Raw genomic sequence first — 20889 nt, 5'->3', positions numbered from 1 at the left:
GCCATGGCAGACTATCAGCCCATCAGCTGTGACCTCTACGACTGGCTCGAAATTGCCGCACGCTGGCAACTGCCACTGACCCTCACCACCCGGGATAACCGCTGCTGGCAGGACAAGATTGAAACCATTCAGGCTCGGGATGGGGTTGAGTTTCTGTTGCTGGCAAGTGGCGAATGGCTCAGCCTGGCTGAGCTGATCAGCCTCGATCTGACGTGGCAGGGAGAGCCGCGCCATATCCATTTCAAGGCCCAGGCCGACTGATGCTGGACAAGCCTGCGGCGAACGAAGAGAGGGCCAGCGATTGCTGGCCCTCTCTCTTTGTCACTGGGGTAGTCGGGATGGACCCGCTCAGTCGGCGACGACCTGGGTCAGCGCCGCCATCACATAGACATCGAAGCGGTTGTTCTTGGTCTCGATCGCCATGCTGGGTTTGTTCTCATCGAGCCAGCCCGCATAAGATGGCCGTTTCACCACCACCCGTCGCTGCGCCATCTTGAGCGCCGCCGGCAACAGGGCATCCGCATCGAGATCCGCCCCCACCAGGGACTGGAATACCCGCATCTCCTTCTTCACCAGCGCCGACTTTTGCTTGTGGGGGAACATGGGATCGAGATAGACCACCTCGGGTCGCTCGGACAGGGCCAGCAACTGCTCGGCAGCGGGCCCCTGGATCAGTTGCATCCGCTCGCTCACCCAGGCACCGATATAGGGATCTTGCGCCGCCCGCACCAGACCATCCGCCAGCAAGGCCGCCACCACAGGGCTGCGCTCTATCATGGTCACCTTGCAGCCGAGTGAGGCGAGCACGAAGGCATCGCGTCCCAGGCCAGCGGTCGCATCGACCACGGTCGGATTGGCCCCGGCCTTGAGGCCAACCGCCTTGGCGATGGATTGACCCCGGCCACCACCAAACTTGCGTCTGTGGGCCACGGCGCCCTCCACGAAATCGACAAAGACGGCCCCCAGCTTCTCTTCATCCAGCTTGCGCAGCTCCAGTCTGGTCTCGGTGAGGACCAGGGCGAAGGGAGCGGCAAAGCTGACCCCGGCCAGCCGTTGATGCAGGTCATGGAGCTCGCCAGCGCGGGCTGCGGCTTCACAGGAAACCAGGATAGGATACATGGGGGCACTCATGGCAGCGGACATGGCGGCCATGATAGCAGAAGCGGCAACTCAGCTCACGATGGGCAGGCTCATGCCGTTCCGATTCAGTTCCAGATAATTGACCAGATCATCGAAGGCCAGCGGCCTGCTGAGCAGGTAGCCCTGGGTAAAGGCACAGCCCTTGTGGCAGAGGAAGTTGAGCTGCTCCCGGGTCTCCACCCCCTCGATCACCACCTGCATGCCGAGGTTGTGCACTATGTTGATGATGCCATCGAGCAGCATACTGTCCTGTTCATTGAAGGGGATGTGGCGCACGAAGCTGCGGTCTATCTTGACCAGATCCACCGGGAAAGTGCGCAGATAGGTGAGTGCCGAATAACCGGTGCCGAAGTCGTCGATGGCCAGCTTGCAGCCAGCCTGGCGCAGGGCCTCGATGCGGATCCTGTGCTGATCGCTGCTCTCCATCAACAGCGATTCGGTGATCTCGATGATGATGTCGCTCGGGCTCAGCTGGAAGTGCTCAATCACCCTCAACCATTCGGAGGCCTGGGGATCTATGGTCTGGAACTCCAGGGTGGAGCGATTGATGGACATCTGCAGCTCGGGGAAACCCGAGCCCTGCAGGCGAGCCAGATCGCGGCAGGATTGCCACAATACCAGGGCTCCCAGACTCTGGATCAGGCCAGCTTCCTCTGCCAGGGGAATGAAGTCAGCCGGTGATACCTGCCCCCACTGCGGGTGATACCAGCGCACCAGCGCCTCCAGCTTGGCCACCCGCCCGCTGCGATTGTCCCAGATCGGCTGATACGCCATGGTCAGCTGCTCTTGCTTGATGGCCTCCGCCAGATCCTGCTGCATCTGGTGGCGCTGGCGCACCTCTTCACGCATGGCGGCGCAGTAGCTGTCGAGGGGCCGCCCCTTACGTTTGGCAGCAAACAGCGCCTGCTCGGCATTGCGCAGCAACTCATCGCTCTCGCTGCCATCGCTCGGGCAGAGGGTGACACCTATGGTTGCCGTCACATAGAGCTGCTGATTGGCCAGCATGAACGGACGGGCGAAGCTGCCCTGCACCTGTTTGGCAAACACCTCGGCCTGGCGGCGACTGACGATGCCAGGCACCAGGAAGGCGAACTCGTCACCGCCGATGCGGGCCACCAGATCCTCGGTGCGTACCCGACTCACCAGTCGATCGGAGACCTCCCGCAGCAGGGCGTCCCCCACATGGTGATCCATGCTGTTGTTGACCGCCTTGAAGTTGTTGAGATCCAGCACCATGAGCGCGAAGCGCTCGCCCCGCTCACAGAAGCGGGTCAGGCTGCGGCCAAACAGCCAGCGGTTCGGCAGGCCAGTGAGGTTGTCATAGTTGGCCTGGGTCGCAATCTTCTGTTCGGCGAGCTTGGTTTGGGAAATATCGCTGGAGATGGCGATATATTGGGTGATCTTGCCCCCTTCGCGCAGGGCGCTGATCATCAGCTGCTGGGGGTAGAGCTTGCCATTCTTGCGCTTGTTCCACACCTCGCCACGCCAGATGCCGACCCGGGACAGGGTATGGTACATGTCGGCATAGAAGGCCTCATCATGGAGCCCTGATTTGAGCAGGCTGGGGCGCTGACCACAAGCCTCCTCACTGCAATAGCCGGTGATCCGCTCGAAGGCCGGGTTGACCGAGATGATGCGACTCTCGGCATCGCACACCAGTATGGCTTCGGAGAGATTGTCATAGACCCGGTGGGAGAGTTTGAGCTGCTCGGCATGACGGCGGGCGTCATCTATGTTCTCCAGCAGCAGCATCAGGTGTTCCGGCTCCTGGCGATCATTGCGTACCAGGGTCAGGGTGACCCGTCCCCAGAGGTCATGGCCCTCCTTGTGGCGGTAGCGCTTCTCCAGGGTGACGGCACTGCGCTCCCCACGCACCAGCTCCCCATAGCTCGCCAGGCTGCGCAGCCAATCCTCCGGGTGGTGGAGCTCGGCGGCCGTTCTGTGCAGCAACTCCTCCTCGCGATAACCCAAGATGTTGGCGATGGCCGGATTCGCCCACAGGAGCCGCCCCTGCAGATCCAGCTTGCCGATACCGACCGGGGCATGTGCCAGCATGGCATCCATGGCGGGGGAAGGAAGGAGAGAGGGGCTCGGGGTCTGAGGCAGGCCGAGAGCCAGCTCGCGGCCAGCCAGGGGGGCCAGCAGGCGCAGCACACTCATCACCCTGTCCATGCACTCCTGGCCCTGATGGAACCAGAGGCTGCAGAGGCCTATGGTCTCGCCATGGGCATTCTTGAGGGCGATGCCGGCATAGCCGCGCACCTCATCATGGGTCATGAAGATGGTGGCGAGGGGAAACAGCTGGGGCAAGCGATCGCTGAACCAGGCTTCACCTTGTTGCAGCACTATCTCTCCGGGCGTAGCGGCGATGGGGAACACTTCCCCCTTCATGCCCAGGGTGGCCGGATAGGCAGCATGGATCTCGAACCCCAGACCGCTGCTATCTCGCCCCGCGATCAATACAACATCTGCCTGTACCGCCGCCGCGAGTTCAGTCACGAAGCTGTCAAAATACCCCAGCCCACTGGTGTGAGACAGGTTTGACATGATCCGGTAGACAGATGTGAGTGCTCGCCTCATGGCAAGATGCATTCTCTCCTTTAAGTACGAAGGGCGACTCTACTCAAGAGCGCAGGTCAGTGCAAATCGGGTCATCGCAAGGCATTCAAATTACGTTAAAAAAGGGACCAAAGGTCCCTTTTTATTACGAAAATCAGGCTGCGATCCCGCTATGGCGTAAAAGTGCATCCACTTGAGGCTCTCTCCCCCGGAAGGCACGGAACAATTCCATCGGCTCCTTGGACCCTCCCTTCTCCAGAATATGAGTCAGGAACGCCTGGCCCGTCTGGGGGTTGAAGATCCCCTCCTCCTCGAAACGGGAGAAGGCATCCGCCGACAGCACCTCGGCCCACTTGTAGCTGTAATAGCCAGCCCCGTAACCACCGGCGAAGATGTGGGAGAAGCTGTGCTGGAAGCGGTTGAAGGCGGGAGGCGTCAGCACGGCGACCTGGCTGCGCACCTCGGCCAGCAACGCCGGGATCTGATCCGGCTTGGCCGGATCAAACTCCTGGTGCAGACGGAAGTCGAACAGGGCAAATTCCAGCTGGCGCAGCATCTGCATCGCCGCCTGGAAGTTGCGGGCCGTCAGCATCTTGACCAGCAGATCCTCGGGCAGAGGGTCCCCCGTCTCATGGTGGCTGGAGATGAAGGACAGCGCCTCGGACTCCCAGCACCAGTTTTCGAGGAACTGGCTGGGCAGCTCGACTGCATCCCAGGCCACACCGTTGATGCCCGCCACCCCGGCCACATCTATCTGGGTCAGCATATGGTGTATGCCGTGGCCAAACTCGTGGAACAGGGTCACCACTTCGTTGTGGGTGAAGAGTGCCGGCTTGCCGTCGACCGGGCCATTGAAGTTGCAGGTCAGGTAGGCCACCGGGTTTTGCAGTGAGCCATCCTGACGATAACGACGACCCAGGCAGACATCCATCCAGGCCCCGCCCTGCTTGTGTTCGCGGGCATAGAGATCCAGATAGAAGCTGCCACGCAGCTCGTCTTCACTGTCGAAAATATCGAAGAAGCGCACATCAGGATGCCAGGTCTCGATGCCGTAACGCTCGCGCACCTTCATGCCAAAGACCCGGCGTACCACCTCGAACAGGCCATGGACGACCTTGCCCGCCGGGAAATAGGGGCGCAACTGTTCATCCGAGATGGAGAACTTGTGCTGCTTGAGCTTCTCGGCGTAATAAGCGAGATCCCAGGCTGAGAGCTCACTCTGGCCATGATGCTCGGCGGCGAAGGCGCGGATTTCGTCGAGTTCGACCCGCCCCTGGGGCAGGGATTTCTCGGCCAAGTCGGTGAGGAAGCCCACCACCTGTTCCGGTTTGTCCGCCATCTTGGTGGCCAGGGACAACTCGGCGTAATTGGCAAAGCCGAGCAGCTGGGCCAGCTCGCGGCGCAAGGAGAGCAGCTCGGTCATGATGGCGCTGTTGTCCCACTTGCCCGCATGCGGGCCCTGATCCGAGGCGCGGGTGCAGTAAGCCGCATACAGCTCTTCACGCAGCGCCCGGCTGTCGGCATACATCATCACCGGCAGGTAGGAGGGAATATCCAGGGTAAACAGCCAGCCCTGCTGTTGCCGCGCCGTAGCCAACTGTTTGGCGGCGGCCAGCACGCTCGCGGGCAAGCCAGCCAGGTCGGCCTCGTCGCTCACCAGCTTGCTCCAGCTCATGGTCGCATCCAGCACATTGTTGCTAAAGCGGGAGGCCAGCTCGGAGAGGCGCGCCTGGATCTCGCCGTAGCGCAGTTGCTGCTCGGCAGGCAGGCCGATGCCGGACAGACGAAAATCGCGCAGGGTGTTCTCTATCTCTTTGCGCTGGGCGGCGCCGAGCCGGGGAAAATCATCGCTCTGGGCCAGCTCGCGATAGGCCTGGTAGAGCCCCTCGTGTTGGCCGACATAGGTCTGGAATTCGGATAACAGCGGCAGGCAGGCATCGTGGGCGGCACGCAGCGCCTCGCTGTTCATGACGGCGTTCAGGTGGCTGACGGGTGACCAGATGCGGGCCAGGCGATCGTTGACCTCCTCCAGAGGGGCGATCAGGCTGTCCCAGGTGTGGGATTCCGTCTGGGTCAGTACATCCTGGATCTTCTGTTTGCTATCAGATATCGCCTGCGCCACGGCAGGCTGGACATGCTCAGGCTGAATGCGGCTGAAAAGCGGCAAGGAGTCCATTGTCAGCAAAGGGTTATTCATCCTGTCGTACCTCATCTCTAAGCCCCTGCTGTCCAGAAGCCTTATTATTTTGCTTGGACCATCTAAGATGTAGGCTCCGACAGCAATAATCAAGCCTTTGCCTGCAAACCCTCGGCTCGCGCACAGCTTGTGGCAAACCCCCACGACAGCCGGAAACGAAGCGGTTAGACTGAGCCCCTCACTATCCAGACCGCAAGGACGCCATGTCAGGACTCTTTCCCCAGACCGCAAAAGCCTTTGGCTTTAACGGACTCTCCTATCGGCTGCTCTCTTACATCCTCATCTGCAGCACGGCCCTGGCCTTTATCATCACGGCGCTGCAGCTCGTCTGGGACTACCGCAAGGATGTGGCGCTCATCGAGGGCAGCATTGACCAGATCCACGCCTCCTTTCTCCAACCCATCTCCGCCAGCCTGTGGAACCTGGATGAAGAGCAGGTAAAGGTGCAGATAGAGGGCATCATGAACCTGCCTAACATGCAGTTCGTCATGGTCAAGGAGATGCTGGGCAGCTCGGAAGTACCGCTGCTGACCCAGGGGGCAGAGCGGGACAGTTATGACATCTCCCGCGAGTTTCCCCTGACCTATCAGGGTGAGCTGGTCGGCAAGCTCTTCGTCGCAGCCTCTCTTGACCAGGTTTATCAACGACTTATAGAAAAGTCCGTGCTAATACTGGTCAGCCAGACCATCAAGACCCTGGTGGTCTCGTTTTGCATACTGTTCATCATTTACTATCTGGTGATCAGACACCTGCACCGCATCGCCCAGTACACGGAGCAGTTCAATCTGGATCGCCTCGCGATCTCCCTCACCCTGGAGGGGCGCCCCCTGCCCCGCAAGAAGCCCGATGAGCTCGATACCCTGGTTGCCACCCTCAACGAGATGCGCAGCCGCTTGCAGGACGAACTCATGGCCCGCCATCAATCCGCCGAGCAGTTGCAGCAAGAGCGCGACTTCTCCGCCACCCTGATCAACTCGGCCAACATGGTCATCTGCTGCCTGGATCCCGATCTCACCATCGCCAGCGTCAATCCGGCAGCCATTATGCTCACCGGCTACCACCAGCAGGAGATCCAGGGTCACAACTGGCTGGAGCTGTTCGTGGATGAGGCCCAGCGCGACCCCATCCGGGCCCGCATAGCGGCGCAGGAGAAGATTGAGGATGAAGAGTTGCTGATGCGCGATCAAGACGGCGGCGAGCTCACCTTGCAGTGGACCTTCGCCCCTTTCTATGAGGGAGAAGCGCTCAAGTACTTGATAGGCTTTGGTTATGACATCACCCGACTCAAGCTGATCGAGCGGGAGATCACCGAATTCAACGAGCAGCTTGAAGGGAAAGTGCAGGAGCGTACCCGCAGCCTGAGCGACGCCAACGAGCAGCTGGGTCAGGCCTATGATGACCTGAAGCAGGCCCAGCAGACCCTGGTGGAGTCGGAAAAAATGGCCTCTCTGGGATCCCTTGTGGCCGGGGTTGCCCATGAGATCAACACGCCTATCGGCATCAGTGTGACCGCCTCCTCCTATCTGCAGGAGCAGGTGACCGCCTTCAAACAGCACCTTGATGCCAAACAGCTGTCACGCAGCTATCTCAACGAATTCACCCTCAATCTGGATGAGTCCATGCAGCTGTTGCAGAGCAATCTGCGTCGGGCCTCCGAGCTGATTGCCAGCTTCAAACAGGTGGCGGTCGATCAATCCTCGGAGGCGCGATACAGCTTCAATGTCTCCGACAACCTGCATCAGGTGGTGGTCTCCCTCGGTCACAAGCTCAAGAAGGCCCAGTGCGAGCTGGATATACAGTGCGATCCCAAGCTCAGCCTCTACTCCTTCCCCGGCAGCTTCACCCAGATCTACTCCAACCTGATCCTCAACTCCATCCATCACGGTTTCGACGATTGGGACAGACCCAAGAAGATCACCATCAGGGTAGAGCGCCGGGATGAGAGGCTGGTGATCGACTACTCGGACAACGGCCGTGGCATCCCGGCCGCCATATTGCCGCGCATCTTCGATCCCTTCGTCACCTCCAAGCGTGGCCAGGGGGGAAGCGGGCTCGGTTGTCACATCATTTACAACCTGGTGGTGCAGCTGTTGCGCGGCCGCATTCACTGCAGCAGCGACCCCGGCCACGGTGCCCAATTCCACATCAGCGTCCCCATGCAGGTCAGCTGAGTCCGACCTGGCTGCCCGTTTGATGCTGGCGTTCGATGGCCCCCATCGACAGATAACTGGACGCCGGCTCTTGTGAGCCGGTGCTTTTGTCCCCATCATCGGGTATTGCACCCTAAACAAGTGGAGAGCCACACCCATGGCACAGCATTTTGACTATATCGCCATCGGCGGCGGCAGTGGCGGTATCGCCTCGGCCAATCGCGCCGCCATGCATGGCAAAAAAGTAGCCCTGATCGAAGCAAAAGAGCTGGGGGGGACCTGTGTCAACGTCGGCTGTGTGCCCAAGAAAGCCATGTGGTATGCCGGCCAGATCGCCGATGCGCTCAGATATGGCGCCGACTACGGCTTCGATACCACACTCAACCACTTCAGCTGGGCCAAACTGGTCGAGTCACGCCAGGCTTACATCAGCCGCATTCACCACTCCTATGAGAATGTGCTCGGCAAGAACAAGATCACCGTCATCAAGGGCTTCGCCCGCTTCATCGATGGCAAGACGATCGAGGTCAATGGCGAGCAGTACAGCGCCGATCACATACTGATCGCCACCGGCGGTCATCCGGAAGTCCCCACTATTCCCGGTGCCGAACATGGCATAGATTCCGATGGCTTCTTCGCCTTGAGCAGTCAGCCCAAGCGCGTCGCCGTGGTCGGTGCAGGTTATATCGCCGTCGAGATCGCCGGTGTCATGCAGGCCCTGGGCTCGGAGACCCACCTGGTGGTGCGCAAGCAGGGCCCGCTGCGCAGTTTCGATCCCATGGTCCAGGAGACCCTGGTCGAGATCATGGCCGCCGAAGGCCCCAAGCTGCACACCCATGCCGTGCCCAAAGCCATCATCAAGAACGCCGATGACAGCCTGACCCTGCAACTGGAAGATGGCCGCCATCTGACCGTCGACTGTCTGATCTGGGCCATAGGTCGCGCGCCTGCCACCGACCGGCTCAACCTGGCCGTTGCCGGGGTCACCCTGGATGCCAAGGGTTATATCCAGACCGACAAGTTCCAGAACACCCAGGTCCCCGGCATCTATGCGGTGGGTGACAACACCGGCCGCATCCAGCTCACCCCGGTAGCCGTCGCCGCCGGTCGTCGCCTCTCCGAGCGGCTGTTCAACAACAAGCCAGACGAGCACCTCAACTACGATCTGGTGCCGACAGTGGTGTTCAGCCACCCCCCCATCGGCACCATAGGCCTGACCGAACCCGAGGCCATCGCCGAGTATGGCGAGAGCCAGGTGAAGGTCTATCGCAGCCAGTTCACCGCCATGTATTCGGCCCTGACCCAGCATCGCCAGCCCACCCGCATGAAGCTGGTCTGCGTCGGACCAGAGGAGAAGGTGGTCGGCCTGCACGGCATAGGTTTCGCCATGGACGAGATCCTGCAAGGCTTCGGCGTGGCCATGAAGATGGGCGCCACCAAGGCGGATTTTGACAACTGCGTCGCCATTCATCCGACCAGCGCCGAAGAGTTCGTGACGATGCGCTAAGAGCGTCCGAAGCGGATCTATCACCATCAGGCCCGCTTCGGACACTGCGTATCTCACCAGCGTGGAAGGGTGCGTTACTATTCGCCAAGGTCCATTTCTGAGTCTCAAACCCGGCCAAGTGCCGGGTTTTTCTTTCTGCCACACCAGCGATGCACGCTGCGATGAAATTACGTTAACCCTATATTTTTACGGTAATTTTACGCCAACCACCGGCCACTTTATGGCGCCTTTACGCCCTTGTTCCATATGCTTTCAGGGTCAAATCCGACCTTGGAAATTTTGCTATGGAGTCGCTATGAACTGGCTGTATCTACTGCTTGTCCTCGCCCTCGTCTGTTACTTGGCTCGCGCTCTGACGCGCAGCCATGAGTGAGGAAACCATCATGTGGCAAGCCTATCTCTACCCGGCCGCCTTCGTGCTGCTGGTACTGCTCCCCGCCCCCTGGCTGGGTGCTTATATTCACCGGGTCTTCGAGGGACGGGTCAGCTGGCTGGCCCCCCTCGAGCGCCTCACCCTGGGTTGCTGTGGCACCGATGGCCGGGAGCAGGACTGGAAGTCCTATGGCCTGAGTCTGATCGCCTTCAACGGCGCAGGTGCCGGTCTGTTGTTCCTGATCCTGATGGCCCAGGGACTGCTGCCCCTCAACCCACAAGAGCTGCCAGGGTTGAGCTGGTCCCTGGCCCTCAATACCGCGGTCAGCTTTATGACCAACACCAACTGGCAAGCCTATTCCGGTGAAGCCAGCCTCTCCTATTTCAGCCAGATGGTCGGGCTCACGACCCAGAACTTCGTCTCGGCCGGTACCGGGGCCACTGTGGCCATCGCCCTGTTCCGTGGCTTGTCCCGCCAACAGACCCATCATCTGGGCAACTTCTGGCGCGATCTGGTGCGCTTCTGCCTCTATGTCTTGCTGCCCATGGCGCTGATCATGGCCCTGCTGCTGGTCTGGCAAGGGGTTCCCCAGAGTCTGTCTGCCTACCTGCCATTCCATGGTGTGGAAGGACAGGAGCAGCTAATGCCGCTGGGGCCTGCCGCCTCGCAGATTGCCATCAAGCAGCTCGGTTCCAACGGGGGTGGCTTCTTTGGGGTCAACTCGGCTCATCCGTTCGAGAACCCGACCGCCCTCGCCAACTGGCTGGAGATGGTCACCCTGCTGACCCTGCCCGCCGCCATGGTCTGCACCCTGGGCCGCTACGTGAAGGATGCGGGCCACAGCCGCGCCATCCTGGCGGCCATGACCCTGCTGCTGGTACTGGGGCTCAGCCTCGCCATCAGCCAGGAGCTCAAGGCAGATCCCAATCTGGCGCAACTGAGCAGTCAGGCGGGTAACTGGGAGGGCAAGGAGAGCCGCTTCGGCCCTGTGCTGTCCAGCATCTGGGAAGTGGCGACCACTGCCGCCTCCAACGGTTCGGTCAATGCCATGCATGACAGCTTCACCCCCCTGGGTGGCATGGTCGGCATGATCAACATGTTGCTGGGCGAGGTGGTGTTTGGCGGCGTCGGTGCCGGTATCTACGGCATGATGCTGTTCGTGTTGCTGACCGTCTTCCTGTGCGGACTCATGGTGGGGCGCACCCCCAGCTACCTCGGCAAGCGACTCGGCATCACGGAGATGAAGTGGGTCGTTGCCAGCATGCTGGTCATGCCGGTCGGGGTATTGGTGATCGGTGGCCTCACCCTGCTGATGCCCGGCTCGCAAGCCATCATAGGTCACGATGGCCCCCACGGCCTGTCTCGGCTGCTCTATGCCTACGCCTCGGCGGCGGGCAACAACGGCTCCGCCTTCGCCGGTTTCGGCGCCGCCGACAGCTGGCAATGTGTCGCCATCGCCCTGGCCATGCTGCTTGGTCGCTTTGGCTACATCATCCCGGTACTCGCCATCGCCGGCCAACTCGCCAAGGCACCCACCCAGGAACGGGGCGACGGGGACTTCCCGGTACGCGGCCCGCTGTTTATTACCTTGCTTATCATCACTGTCCTGCTGATGGGCGGCCTCTCCTTCCTGCCCGTGCTGGCACTGGGACCCGTCGCCGAACATCTGCTGCTAGGAGTTCAACCATGAGCCTATCCAATGCCAATTCGCTGACCGGGGACGCCACCAGCGGCAAGAGTCACTCCTTGCTGGCCCAGGCCGCCATCACGGCGCTGCGGCGCTTCCACCCCAAGGCGCTGCTGGCCAGCCCCATCCTCTTTACGCTCTGGCTGGCGGCGCTGATGGCTACCATAGAGTCCCTGCTTGGCCAACCCCTCTCCGGGGTAACTGCCAGCCTGGCCTGGCAGCTCACGGCCTGGTTGTGGCTGACCCTCTGGTTTGCCAACTTCGCCGAGGCGCTGGCCGAGGGGAGAGGCAAAGCCAGGGCCGACAGCCTGAAGGCGGGCATGAGCCAGCTTCAGGCACGCTGGGTCAGCTCCCCGGAGGACAGTCTCGGCAGCTGGATCCCCGCCAGTCAATTGGTGAAGGGGGACATGGTGCTGGTCTGCAGTGGCGAGACCATACCGGCGGATGGTGAGGTCATCGCCGGGATCGCCTCGGTCAACGAGGCCGCCATCACCGGGGAATCTGCCCCCGTCATTCGCGAGTCCGGTACGGATCGCAGTGGTGTCACCGGCAACACCCAGGTTGTGTCGGACAGGATCTGGGTGCGCGTCACCCAGAATCCAGGCGAGAGCACCCTCGACAGAATGATTGCATTGGTCGAAGGAGCAAAACGCCAGAAGACCCCGAATGAGATGGCCCTCGATGCCCTGCTGGTCGGACTGACCCTGATCTTCTTGTTGGTGGTCGCAACCCTGCCCTGGTTCCTCGGCTACAACGGCAGCCAGGTGCCCAGACTCTATCTGATCGCGCTCTTTATCACCCTGATCCCGACCACCATCGGCGGCCTGCTCTCCGCCATCGGTATCGCCGGCATGGACCGGCTGGTAAAGCTCAATGTCATTGCCAAATCGGGTCGGGCGGTCGAAGCGGCCGGGGACGTTCGCACGCTCTTGCTCGACAAGACGGGGACCATCACCTTCGGCAACCGCATGGCGGACGAGTTCATTCCGGCGCCCGGCATAGAACCCGCCATGCTGGCTCAGGCGGCCATGCTGGCCTCCCTTGGCGATAACACCCCAGAGGGGAAATCCATCCTGACCCTGGCGGCCAAGAGCCAGACCAGGCCTAGCCTGGACCCGGATGATCGCCTGATCCCCTTCAGTGCCGAGACCCGGTTGAGCGGGCTGGATCGGGGTCATCTTCAGTATCGCAAAGGGGCCGTCGATGCCGTCCTCGCCTATCTGGGAATGACCCCCAAACAGCTGGTCGAGCCAATCCGCCTGGCGGTGGAGAAGATTGCGCGTCAGGGTGGCACCCCGCTGCTGGTCTGCAATCAGGAGAAACTGCTCGGGGCCGTCACTCTCAAGGACATCATCAAGCCCGGTATCAAGGCGCGCTTCCAGATGTTGCGCCATCTTGGCATCCGCACCGTGATGATCACCGGGGACAACCCGCTCACCGCCGCCGCCATCGCCGCCGAGGCCGGAGTGGATGACTTCATCGCCGAAGCAACGCCGGAGAAGAAGCTGGCCTATATCCGTCAGGAGCAGGCGGGTGGACGCTTGGTGGCCATGTGCGGCGATGGCGCCAATGACGCCCCGGCCCTGGCCCAGGCCGATGTGGGTCTGGCCATGAACGAGGGCACCCAGGCCGCCAAGGAGGCGGGCAACCTGATTGACCTGGACTCCAACCCCACCAAGTTGCTGGACGTGGTGCAGGTCGGCAAGCAGTTGCTGGTGACCCGGGGAGCCCTGACGACCTTCTCCATCGCCAACGATGTGGCCAAATATTTCGCCATACTGCCCGCCCTGTTCATTGCCGCCTACCCGCAGCTTGATGCGTTGAACCTGATGCAGCTTGGCAGCCCCCAGAGCGCCATCTTGTCGGCCATCATCTTCAACGCCCTGATCATTGTAGCGCTGGTGCCTCTAGCCCTGCGTGGCGTCAGTCTGAGTGGCAGTGCCGCCAGCCTGCTGCGCCGCAACCTGCTGGTCTATGGCCTCGGCGGGCTGCTGGTTCCCTTTGTCGGCATCAAGCTCATCGATCTCGTCGTCACCGGCTTTGGCCTGGTGTAGCAAAACCCCATGGGGGCCACTGATGCAGGCCCCCGATTCATCGCGTTCGCCGTCACCGGCCGAACGCCAGGAAGAAGGACAAATCATGATAGCCATCAGAACACTGCTCACCCTGACCCTGTTGCTCGGCGTCGCCTACCCGCTGACCGTCACCCTGGTGTCCCAGATCATCTTTCCCTGGCAGGCCAATGGCAGCCAGATTATCAGCAAGGAGAACAAGCTTGTCGGCAGCGCCCTGCTGGCCCAGTCGTTCAGCAAGGAGGGGTACTTCCACTCCCGCCCCTCCGCCAGCGCCTATGCCAGCGTGGGGGGTGGCGGCAGCAATCTGGGGATGAGCTCCCCGCTGCGCGCCGAGTTTGCCCATCAGCAAGCCGCCGCCGGACAGGATAACTCCCCCGCCATGCTGACCCGTTCAGGTTCAGGGCTGGACCCGCAGCTGCCCCTCGATGCCGTGCTGGCTCAGGTGGCCCGCGTCGCCCAGGCCAGGCAACTGGATCCAGAACAGCTGACGGATCTGGTCAAGTCCCGGGCACAAGCTGGTATCCTAGGCCCGCAAATCGTCAATATTCTCGAGCTGAATCTGGTGCTCGATAAGGAAAAGGATGCGTGATGAGCAGAGGGCAGATGCCCTGCTGGCCAGCCTGGCAGAGGAGAGCAAAGGCAGGCTGAAGGTCTTTCTGGGCGCGGCCCCTGGCGTAGGCAAGACCTACGCCATGTTGCAGGCGGCACGGGAACAGGCCAGGGAAGGGACGGACATACTGATAGGTGTGGTGGAGACCCATGGCCGCCAGGAGACCCTGGCCCTGCTCGATCAGCTGGCTATCTTGCCGCGCAAGACCCATCTGCATCGTCAGCAACGGCTCGATGAGATGGACCTCGATGGCCTGCTGACCCGCAAACCCGCCATCGCCGTGGTCGATGAACTGGCACACAGCAACGCCCCGGGGAGCCGCCATGAGAAGCGCTGGCAGGATGTGCAGGAGCTGCTCGATGCCGGTATCGACGTCTATACCACCCTCAATGTGCAGCATCTGGAGAGCCTCAACGATCTGGTATGGCAACTGACGGGGGTCAGGGTCAGGGAGACGCTGCCAGACAGCGTCTTGCTGGAAGCCGACAGCCTGGTGCTGATCGATCTGCCTCCGCGCGAGCTGCTCGATCGCCTGCGCGAGGGCAAGGTCTATGTGCCCCAGCAGGCCATGGCGGCCCTGCACTCCTTCTTCTCTCTCAACAACCTCACCGCCCTGCGCGAACTTGCGATGCAGACTGCGGCCAGTCATGTGGAGGGAGATCTGCAGTTGCAGTGGCAGGCGGCCGGCAAGAGTACCCAGCCCCTGCGCGGCAAGCTGATGGTCTGTCTCGGTGAACAACATGGCCCGGCCCTGGTGCGACACGGCCATCGCCTCGCCCAGCGCCGCCAGCTGCCCTGGTTGGTGGTGCATGTGGATAGTCGCGGGCAGCGGTCGGCCGAACTGGAGCAGGCCCTGGCCCTGGCCGCCCAACTGGGTGCCAAGGTGCTGACCCTCTCCAGCCCGGCGGTAGCCGATACCCTGATGGAGACGGCGGCCCAGCAGCAGGCCTCGCAGCTGCTGCTTGGCAAGCCCCACAAGGCCCCCTGGCGCAGATCCCTGGTGCAGCACCTGTTGCAGCGTGCCAGGGGACTGGAGATTACCCTGGTTGATACGGGCCCCCATCACGGGGGCCCCGTGCTGCGTGAAGCCCCCCCGGGACAGATCGGTCAGTGCCTGCTGGCGGTTGCCATCATGGCCATCACCTCGGCCATTGCCTGGGGTCTGTCTCATTGGTTACCCGCCGCCTCCCTGCCACTGCTGTTTGTGCTGGGGGTGCTGGCCACGGCGCTCACCACCAGTCAGCTGCCCGCCATTCTGGCCGCCATACTGGGCTTTCTCGCCCATAACCTGCTGTTCACCGCCCCCTATTTCTCCCTGACGGTACACAGTCACAGCGACCTGCTGACCCTGTTCGTGCTGTTCATCGTCGGCATAGCGGCAGGGCGACTCGCCTCTCGCCAACGTCAGCAACTGATCGGGTTGCGTGAGACACAGCAGCTCGGCACCGCCCTGCTCTCCCTCAGCCAGGAGCTGGCCAGTGCCAACGGTCCGGAGGAGGTGTTGCGCCAAGGTGCGCAAGCCATCTCCCTGGCCCTGGCCCAACCCGCCTTCGCCATCGATAACCTCTATCAGGATCGCGCAGGTACCATCCCCTACCTGCCTGGCCAGACCGACAAGGCAGCCATCGACTGGAGCCTCTCCCAACAACAGAGCGCCGGGGCCTACACCGCCACCCTCAACGCCGCCGAGGCTCAGTATCACCCCCTCACCCCCGAACTGGCCCTTGGTATCCGTCTGGCCCAACCCCTCTCTGCCTCTGCCGAACACCAGTTGCAGGCCCTGCTGACCGATATCCGTGCCGCCCTTGCCCGTATCGAACTGAATGAGCGGCTGGCCCAGAGCCAGTTGCAGGCGGAAACGGACAGGATGCGAGCCGCCCTGCTCTCCTCCGTCTCCCATGACCTGAAGACACCACTGGCCGCCATCATGGGGGCTGGCAGCACGCTCCTGGAGTACGGCGACAGAATTGGTCAACAGGACAGGGATGAGCTGCTCCATTCGGTGCAGGAAGAGGCGCAACGTCTGCACAGCTATGTGCAGAACCTGCTGGATATGACCCGCATTGGCTCCCCGGACTTCCAGCTCAAGCGCGACTGGGTGAGTCTGGCCGATCTGGTGGAGAGTGCCCGTCGCCGACTCGATACGTCCTGGCGCCAGCATGCCTTGTTGATCCATTTCGATCAGACCCCGCCTCTCCTCTATGTCCACGGCGCCCTGCTCGAGCAAGTGCTGGTCAACATCCTGGATAACGCCTCCCGCTACTCCCCGGCTGGCACGCCTATCGAGTTTCGAGTCATGCTGGCCGAGCCCGATCTCATCATGGATATCATCGACATCGGGGTCGGCATCGCCGCCGCAGACAGAGACAAGATCTTCAATCTCTTCTACACCCAACCCGTGGGAGACAGTGGCAGTCGTGGCACCGGGCTTGGCCTGGCCATCTCTCGCGCTATGATAGAGGCCCATGGCGGTCGTATCTGGGCCTTCGCCGGCCCCAATGGCAACGGCACCTGCATGCGTATCTCTCTGCCTTTGGCTCTCAATGCACCCGATGGGCAGGCTGAGATGGAGATGGCCAGACCATGATGGGACAGCAACAACAGGGAGTAAAAATGAACTTCAGGAGAGCAGATGGCCCATATCTTGGTCATAGATGACGAGGTCCCGATCCGGCGCTTTTTGCGCATCAGCCTGATCGCCGAAGGCCATCAAGTGAGCGAAGCGGCCAGCGTGCAGGAGGGGTTAGCCCAGTATCGTCACCTCAATCCTGACCTGGTCATTCTGGATCTGGGTCTGCCCGACGGCGATGGTCTGACGGTGTTGCAGGCCATTCGGGCCCATCACCCCCACCCGGTCTTGATCCTGTCGGCGCGGGATTCGGAGCAGGAGAAAGTCAGGCTGCTGGATGCGGGCGCCAACGACTACATGAGTAAACCCTTCGGCATTGGGGAGATGATGGCCCGGATCAGGGTACTGCTCAGGCAGCGGGCGGGTGCCAGCAGTGGCGACTGCCGCCACTTCCCCCAGTGCGATCTGACCCTGGAGATAGGCAATCACAAGGTAAGCCTGCGCGGCGAGGAGATCACCCTCTCGCGCAAGGAGTTTGCCCTGTTGCAGACCCTGGTCTGCCACCCGGGAAAACTGGTCTTGCAGACCCAGCTACTCAATGAGATCTGGGGCCCCAGCCACAAGGAAGATACCCACTACCTGCGAATCGTCATCGCCAGCCTGCGCAAGAAGCTGGGGGATAACCCCCAGCAACCCAGCCTGATCGAGACGGAGCCCGGGATCGGCTACCGTTTTATCGGCAGCTGACGTTTCACGTGGAACGTCGTCACAGCCAAGTAAGCAAACCACAACCCCCAAGCAAAAACCCGAGGTCCTGCACAATCGCAGCCACTGCCAACCCCGGCTGAGCAGCAGAGAGTCGACCAGTTCGATGAGCATCGAGCTGGATAACCGAATCGGCCTGCTCTCTCCCAGTCAGGCAGCCTGGATCCCCGCGGGCACTCCCCAGCGCTGATGCGTGGCGTGCTCGCCTATCGCTCCTTCTCTTTCACGCCACAGCCCGACCGGCTCAACCGGCTGGCCGAACGGGCAGGTGTCAGTGACAAGGGAACAGGTCGCATCTTCATGAGCGATACCGACGTATCAGGCCTGGCGTCAGCAATGGCGCCTGCTACGCGCCCTGGCGCTGCTGGCCAAAGCCATGCCCATCAGCCGGGTGGCCACAGCGCGGGAGTTCTCCAGCAGCAGCGCCTTCATCGCTCTCTTCCGCCAGCACAGGGGACCGACTCCGATGCAACAACTCAGCTGCGGGGAGCGGTCGACACGGCCGGGCTGATCTCTGTCACCAGGGTATCAAGGGGGAGCTGTCTCAGATTGGCCATGGCATCGGCCACCACGGACCGGGAGGCCTGCTGTTGCTGCTCGTGGATCTCTTGCTGCAAACTCGCCAGATCCAGTTCGGGTCTGGCGGCATCATCGGCCATGACAGACAGGCTCAGGGTGCTCAATATCAAGGTAGTGATCAGGCTCTTCATATTCGTTTCTCCGGTGTGAGTCGCTATGACAGCCTGACTATTCCAATTCTTATGCCATAATCACAACGTATTGATATTTATATATTTTACTTATAAACCTCATGTTTATAGCCAAGCGGAACTCAATCGCCGTACAAATTTAAGCCACATCTTGGCGAATCTCACCACCAGGGAAATAGGCCAACTTGTTCCACGTGGAACAAGGGATTTTTTCATCGACACCCGCTTTTAAACTGAGCTAAGGTGCTACATCCCCGTAGCCGATTTTTGGAAGCGTTACCGAATGGAATTTTCTGTATTCGGCGAGAAGTTCACTCGCCACGCCGGTATCACCCAACTCATGGATGATCTCAATCAGGGGCTGACCAATCCGGACGCCATCATGCTGGGGGGCGGAAACCCGGCCCCCATACCGGCCATGCTGGAGCGCTTCCAGCAGGAGGCACAGACCTTGCTCGACAGTGGTGAACTGATCAAGGCCATGGCCAACTATGATGGCCCCCAGGGCAAAGACAGATTTACCCACGCATTGGCCAAGCTGCTCAAGGCCGAGCTGGGCTGGGATATCTCGGCTCGCAACATAGCCCTCACCAACGGCAGCCAGACCGCGTTCTTCTATCTGTTCAATCTGCTGGCCGGTGATTTCGCCGATGGCCGCAAGAAGAAGATCCTCTTCCCCCTGGCCCCCGAATATATCGGCTACGGTGACTCCGCCCTTGGGGAGGATCACTTCGTTGCCTACAAGCCAACCATAGAGAAGCTGCCGGATGGCCAGTTCAAGTACCATGTCGACTTCGAGAGTCTGCGTGTAGGGGATGACATCGGTGCTATCTGTGTCTCACGCCCCACCAATCCGACCGGTAATGTATTGACCGATGAAGAGATAGAGCATCTGGACCAGATCGCCCGCGACAAGGGCATTCCGCTGATCCTCGACAATGCCTATGGGGTGCCCTTCCCCGGGATCATCTTCAGCCAGGCCAAGCCGTTCTGGAACCTCAACACCATCCTCTGCATGAGCCTCTCCAAGCTGGGCCTGCCGGGCACCCGTTGCGGCATCGTCATCGCCGATGAACCCATCATCCAGGCCATCACCAACCTGAGTGGCATCATCAATCTGGCGCCGGGCAGCCTGGGACCGGCATTGACCATACCGCTGATCGAGAGTGGCGAGATCATCAAGTTGAGTGAAGAGGTGGTGAAGCCCTTCTATCGCCAGCGAGCCGACCTGGCCGTCAGCTTGCTGCGCGATGCGATCCCAGACTCACGCTTCCATATCCACAAGCCGGAGGGTGCCCTCTTCCTCTGGCTCTGGTTCGAAGACTTGCCGATCCACTGTCAGGAGCTCTACGAGCGCCTCAAGCAGAAGAACCTGCTGATCGTGCCTGGCCACTACTTCTTCCCGGGCATAGAGGATCCGAGCTGGCGTCACAGCCAGGAGTGCATCCGCCTCAACTATGCCCAGAATGAAGAGCTGGTGCGCCGTGGTGTCGCCATTCTGGCCGAGGAGATCAATGCACTCTATGGGGCCGAGACTCGGGCCAGGGCTGGTTGACCCCGCAACGGACAGACACAAAAAAGGCCTGCAAATATGCAGGCCTTTTCATGACTGGTTGGCTTAACTCGGCAATGTCATTGCGTCAGGTTTGCCGATGGGGATGGCGCGTGGCTTGAGCGCTTCAGGCAGCTCACGGGCCAGGTCGATGGTGAGCAGACCATGCTCGAGTCTGGCCCCCTGCACCTCGACATGCTGGCTCAGCTTGAAGGCCAGCTCGAAGTCACGTTCGGCAATCCCCTGATGGAGGAAGTGGCGATCCTCTTTAATGGCCGCCTTGCGGCCCTTCACCTTGAGGGTGCCCAGTTCGGTTTCAAGCTCCAGTTCGTCTTGCTCAAAACCAGCGACGGCTATGGTGATGCGATAGCTGTCTTGCTCCCGCTTCTCGATGTTATAAGGGGGATACGCATTCTTCTGCTCATGCAGTGCTTTCAGTTCATGAGCCATTCGATCGAAGCCGACGGCATTGGAATTGAGATGAGATAAATCGAGGTTGCGCATAATCCTATCCTTCTAATAAGCAACAGGTCAGTTTTCAACGAGCCCGGTGACGGCACCCGAACAATTCACAGGGTCTCAACCGTTGATGGCAATCTTGCGCGGCTTCATCGCCTCAGGCACTTCACGCATCAACTCGATATGGAGCAAGCCGTTCTTGAGATCTGCCCCCTTGACTCGCACATAGTCGGCAAGCTGGAAGCGACGCTCGAAACCACGCTCGGCGATGCCCTGGTAGAGATAGTTGCGATCGGTGTCGGCCTGCTTGCTCCCCTTCACGGTCAGGAGGTTCTCCTGGAAGCTCAACTCCAGCTCATCCTGGGTAAAGCCCGCCACCGCCATGCTGATGCGGTAGTCATTCTCGCCCAACTGTTCGATGTTGTAGGGGGGATAACCGGCATTGCCGTTGCTGGCCGCCGACTCAATGAGATTGGCCAGACGATCGAAACCGATAGCAGAACGATAGAGCGGAGAAAAATCGATAGAACGCATAA

General features: G+C 60.9%; 15 protein-coding genes and 1 pseudogene. 10 read left to right on the top strand and 6 right to left on the bottom strand.

What is annotated here, in order from left to right; genetic code table 11:
* Positions 1-3 precede the first annotated feature (3 nt).
* A complete protein-coding gene (locus tag M2367_RS16520) occupies positions 4-261 on the top strand; it encodes a Rho-binding antiterminator (RefSeq protein ID WP_224431657.1) in 258 nt (85 codons plus the stop codon).
* 87 nt (positions 262-348) lie between these two features.
* Here M2367_RS16520 and M2367_RS16515 read toward each other — a convergent pair whose 3' ends face one another.
* From M2367_RS16515 to prlC, 3 genes are all read right to left on the bottom strand, one after another.
* Positions 349-1119: a class I SAM-dependent methyltransferase gene (locus M2367_RS16515; protein ID WP_259237303.1), complete on the bottom strand. Its 771-nt coding sequence runs from the start codon at positions 1117-1119 to the stop codon at positions 349-351.
* A gap of 51 nt (positions 1120-1170) precedes the next feature.
* Positions 1171-3720, bottom strand: coding sequence for a bifunctional diguanylate cyclase/phosphodiesterase (locus M2367_RS16510; RefSeq protein ID WP_259237302.1), 2550 nt, complete (start codon positions 3718-3720; stop codon positions 1171-1173).
* A 133-nt stretch (positions 3721-3853) separates the two neighbouring features.
* On the bottom strand, positions 3854-5896 hold the full coding sequence (gene prlC / locus M2367_RS16505) for an oligopeptidase A (protein WP_259237301.1): 2043 nt from the start codon (positions 5894-5896) through the stop codon (positions 3854-3856).
* Positions 5897-6099: 203 nt separating this feature from the next.
* Between prlC and M2367_RS16500 the strand changes: the two genes are divergently transcribed.
* The 8 genes and pseudogenes from M2367_RS16500 to M2367_RS16465 all read left to right on the top strand — a co-directional run.
* Entirely contained in the window at positions 6100-8067 is a 1968-nt protein-coding gene (locus M2367_RS16500) for an ATP-binding protein (protein ID WP_259237300.1), read from the top strand.
* A 136-nt stretch (positions 8068-8203) separates the two neighbouring features.
* On the top strand, positions 8204-9553 hold the full coding sequence (gorA, locus tag M2367_RS16495; RefSeq protein ID WP_259237299.1) for a glutathione-disulfide reductase: 1350 nt from the start codon (positions 8204-8206) through the stop codon (positions 9551-9553).
* 383 nt (positions 9554-9936) lie between these two features.
* Positions 9937-11616 carry a potassium-transporting ATPase subunit KdpA gene (kdpA, locus tag M2367_RS16490; RefSeq protein WP_042043971.1) on the top strand — a complete coding sequence of 560 codons (1680 nt, stop codon included), beginning with the start codon at positions 9937-9939 and terminating at the stop codon, positions 11614-11616.
* Positions 11613-13667 carry a potassium-transporting ATPase subunit KdpB gene (gene kdpB, locus M2367_RS16485; protein WP_042043972.1) on the top strand — a complete coding sequence of 685 codons (2055 nt, stop codon included), beginning with the start codon at positions 11613-11615 and terminating at the stop codon, positions 13665-13667. The genes kdpA and kdpB overlap by 4 nt, the downstream gene beginning before the upstream one ends.
* Positions 13668-13752: 85 nt before the next feature.
* Positions 13753-14277 (top strand): potassium-transporting ATPase subunit C, encoded by a 525-nt coding sequence (locus tag M2367_RS16480; protein WP_259237298.1) that lies wholly within the window; start codon positions 13753-13755, stop codon positions 14275-14277.
* Positions 14270-16885, top strand: a complete 2616-nt coding sequence (locus M2367_RS16475; protein WP_224431651.1) for a sensor histidine kinase KdpD — start codon at positions 14270-14272, stop codon at positions 16883-16885. Before M2367_RS16480 ends, M2367_RS16475 begins: the two co-directional genes overlap by 8 nt.
* Before the next feature lie 45 nt (positions 16886-16930).
* A complete protein-coding gene (locus M2367_RS16470) occupies positions 16931-17614 on the top strand; it encodes a response regulator (protein WP_259237297.1) in 684 nt (227 codons plus the stop codon).
* Between the two features lie 124 nt (positions 17615-17738).
* Positions 17739-18143 (top strand): annotated as a pseudogene (locus tag M2367_RS16465) (helix-turn-helix domain-containing protein); the annotation flags it as partial.
* On the opposite strand, the gene M2367_RS16460 reads toward M2367_RS16465, so the two are convergent.
* Positions 18109-18342, bottom strand: coding sequence for a hypothetical protein (locus M2367_RS16460; RefSeq protein ID WP_259237296.1), 234 nt, complete (start codon positions 18340-18342; stop codon positions 18109-18111). The pseudogene M2367_RS16465 and the gene M2367_RS16460 overlap by 35 nt on opposite strands.
* A 283-nt stretch (positions 18343-18625) precedes the next feature.
* On the opposite strand from M2367_RS16460, the gene M2367_RS16455 reads away from it, so the two are divergent.
* Complete coding sequence (locus tag M2367_RS16455) at positions 18626-19897, top strand: valine--pyruvate transaminase (protein WP_224431648.1); 1272 nt, start codon at positions 18626-18628, stop codon at positions 19895-19897.
* 63 nt (positions 19898-19960) lie between these two features.
* Here the strand turns inward: M2367_RS16455 and M2367_RS16450 are convergent, their stop codons facing one another.
* Complete coding sequence (locus tag M2367_RS16450) at positions 19961-20398, bottom strand: Hsp20 family protein (RefSeq protein WP_042043982.1); 438 nt, start codon at positions 20396-20398, stop codon at positions 19961-19963.
* A gap of 75 nt (positions 20399-20473) precedes the next feature.
* The gene (locus M2367_RS16445; protein ID WP_042043983.1) at positions 20474-20887 is read right to left on the bottom strand and encodes an Hsp20 family protein; all 414 of its coding nucleotides are present in this window, start codon (positions 20885-20887) and stop codon (positions 20474-20476) included.
* Positions 20888-20889: the final 2 nt, after the last annotated feature.

The sequence above is a fragment of the Aeromonas sp. BIGb0445 genome (assembly GCF_024809075.1).
GTDB lineage: Bacteria > Pseudomonadota > Gammaproteobacteria > Enterobacterales > Aeromonadaceae > Aeromonas > Aeromonas rivuli.
This window is presented reverse-complemented; position numbering and strand designations above follow the sequence as displayed.

Excerpts from the sequence above, each read along its gene's own strand:
- M2367_RS16520 (WP_224431657.1), top strand. The coding sequence starts at position 4 with ATGGCAGACTATCAGCCCATCAGCTGTGACCTCTACGACTGGCTCGAA.
- M2367_RS16515 (WP_259237303.1), bottom strand. The coding sequence starts at position 1,119 with ATGTATCCTATCCTGGTTTCCTGTGAAGCCGCAGCCCGCGCTGGCGAG.
- M2367_RS16510 (WP_259237302.1), bottom strand. The coding sequence starts at position 3,720 with ATGAGGCGAGCACTCACATCTGTCTACCGGATCATGTCAAACCTGTCT.
- prlC (WP_259237301.1), bottom strand. The coding sequence starts at position 5,896 with ATGAATAACCCTTTGCTGACAATGGACTCCTTGCCGCTTTTCAGCCGC.
- M2367_RS16500 (WP_259237300.1), top strand. The coding sequence starts at position 6,100 with ATGTCAGGACTCTTTCCCCAGACCGCAAAAGCCTTTGGCTTTAACGGA.
- gorA (WP_259237299.1), top strand. The coding sequence starts at position 8,204 with ATGGCACAGCATTTTGACTATATCGCCATCGGCGGCGGCAGTGGCGGT.
- kdpA (WP_042043971.1), top strand. The coding sequence starts at position 9,937 with ATGTGGCAAGCCTATCTCTACCCGGCCGCCTTCGTGCTGCTGGTACTG.
- kdpB (WP_042043972.1), top strand. The coding sequence starts at position 11,613 with ATGAGCCTATCCAATGCCAATTCGCTGACCGGGGACGCCACCAGCGGC.
- M2367_RS16480 (WP_259237298.1), top strand. The coding sequence starts at position 13,753 with ATGATAGCCATCAGAACACTGCTCACCCTGACCCTGTTGCTCGGCGTC.
- M2367_RS16475 (WP_224431651.1), top strand. The coding sequence starts at position 14,270 with ATGCGTGATGAGCAGAGGGCAGATGCCCTGCTGGCCAGCCTGGCAGAG.
- M2367_RS16470 (WP_259237297.1), top strand. The coding sequence starts at position 16,931 with ATGGCCCATATCTTGGTCATAGATGACGAGGTCCCGATCCGGCGCTTT.
- M2367_RS16460 (WP_259237296.1), bottom strand. The coding sequence starts at position 18,342 with ATGAAGAGCCTGATCACTACCTTGATATTGAGCACCCTGAGCCTGTCT.
- M2367_RS16455 (WP_224431648.1), top strand. The coding sequence starts at position 18,626 with ATGGAATTTTCTGTATTCGGCGAGAAGTTCACTCGCCACGCCGGTATC.
- M2367_RS16450 (WP_042043982.1), bottom strand. The coding sequence starts at position 20,398 with ATGCGCAACCTCGATTTATCTCATCTCAATTCCAATGCCGTCGGCTTC.
- M2367_RS16445 (WP_042043983.1), bottom strand. The coding sequence starts at position 20,887 with ATGCGTTCTATCGATTTTTCTCCGCTCTATCGTTCTGCTATCGGTTTC.